Here is a 1,956-nt window from a genome sequence, read left to right as displayed (position 1 = left end):
TGTAGAGTAGAGAACTGAAACTTTCGGGCGACCGTATGGTCGCCTTGCTCATTTCAGCTCCCCCTCATCAAACCGTACGTGAGGTTTTCCCTCATACGGCTTTCCGATGTTCTTCTTTCTTTGGCATTCGGCTTACTTTATCCGGCTAATTTCAATAAACTACCCTGCGTGTTTTGTATGACCTTCAGCTTTCCGGCATGTTTATTCCGCTTGCTTCTTTTCTTGTTGCAGAAGATTGTAAGGCGTTCAATCACATACCAGTCTATCCGTCTTGCCCATCGTTTGGCGATGGGCGAGATGAAGTAGTAGTTCTTGAACCCCCTTAGCTTGCGATTTAGCCCTTTCACTAGCTCTTCTAGAGACAGAAACAGTTTGTTCCTTGGTGCAGTGTATTCCTTAATTTTACGTCTCATTTCCTTCATTGCTTTCTTAGCTGGTACATGAGACATAGCAAATACCTTGCTCCCCCCTTTGTTGAACACGGGGAATTTGCGATGGTGCAGCCCAAGAAAGTCAAACCCAGTGGAATTGTCCCAAATATTAACGAGTCTAGATTTCTCTTTACTGAGACTAAGCTCCAGCTTGTTTAGAATAGCCATCAGCACTTGAATGCTTTCCAATGCTTCTTGTTTGGTTCTGCACATGATAACGAAGTCATCCGCATAGCGGATAAGTGTGCCAAGATGGGAGAATTGATTTTCCCAAATGGTGTCCATGTAGTTTAGATAGATGTTTGAAAGAAGAGGCGAGATTACCCCTCCTTGCGGAGTTCCCAGTTCTGTTTCATGGAATTGATCATTTTCCATGACCCCAGCCTGCAGCCATTGTCGGATAAGTTTCAGAACACGTCTGTCGCTGATTCTCATTTCGACCAGTTTCATCAACTTCTCATGGTTGATGTTGTCGAAATACCCTTTAATGTCAACATCTACGACCCAATAACACCTCTTGCTTGCTTTGCGTATCTGTGCAATTGCCTGGTGAGCATTTCTTCCTGGCCGAAAGCCATAAGAACAGTCCCGAAAATCAGCTTCAAAGATCGGTTCAATGACTAGCTTAGTAGCCATTTGGACCACCCGATCCTTGATCGTCGGGATGCCGAGTGGACGTTTCTTGCCATCCGGTTTAGGGATGTAAGTTCGACGAACCGGATGTGGACGATACCGCTTTTCTTTTAAATCTAGATAGATCTCGTTAAGAAAACGGCTCTCCCCATACTCCTCCACAATCTGTGCGATGGATTGTCCGTCGATTCCTCCGCTCCCTTTATTTGCTTTTACTCTCCTCCAAGCTGTCGCTAGAATATCCGGGCGGTAGATTTTGTCATACAAGGCATGAAATCGCCGTTTTGAGTTTGCCTTGGCACAAAGATATAGGGTTGTCCAAAGTTGTCGAGCTTTTACATCGGTGTAGTTAGCAAGTTTACTTGCATTCACTCACTCTTACCTCCTTCGACCCGTGAACAAAGCAGGGCTCCTTCCCTCCATAAGGTTGTGTTGTCCTTATGTTCATCGGTACTATGAACCCCTCCGACTCCCTCTCTGCCATCCACCACTTCCCTTACGGTTATAGGTTTCCGTTTTACGCTCCTGACGGGGCGTGCAGAGTAGGGTCTCCCCAGTTCCGTTAACTACTTTCTCAACATACCGCTCCCCATACCCCGAGGGATTCATAGGTGCTGTATTCCAAGTTCTCCACACCGTCCTTGGCCTTCGCCCATATGAAACAAGCTCGGCTTCCCTTTGTCCACCTCTCGGTGGTCTTTCTTAACGAGGCTGCAGGATTCACTTTATGTTACGGCCTGCTGATTTGCTCGCACTCTTTCGAGTTACTTTGTCACAGGGCTTCAACCTTAGGATTTCTCCACCAGTTGCCTGTCAGCTACGAGGTGACTTGGCTCCTGCCTCGGTTGGACTTTCACCAACTAGCAATTAACGGCTTGCTGGGCACGCTCCA

General features: G+C 46.9%; 1 protein-coding gene. It reads right to left on the bottom strand.

What is annotated here, in order from left to right; translation table 11 throughout:
• Positions 1-137: 137 nt before the first annotated feature.
• Complete coding sequence (gene ltrA, locus EDM54_RS24790) at positions 138-1,436, bottom strand: group II intron reverse transcriptase/maturase (RefSeq protein WP_024985477.1); 1,299 nt, start codon at positions 1,434-1,436, stop codon at positions 138-140.
• Between the last annotated feature and the right edge of the window lie 520 nt (positions 1,437-1,956).

Origin of the sequence: Brevibacillus borstelensis (assembly GCF_003710865.1) — a bacterium.
GTDB lineage: Bacteria > Bacillota > Bacilli > Brevibacillales > Brevibacillaceae > Brevibacillus > Brevibacillus borstelensis.
The sequence above is the reverse complement of the archived record's forward strand: the minus strand, read 5'-3'. Positions and strand labels throughout refer to the sequence as shown.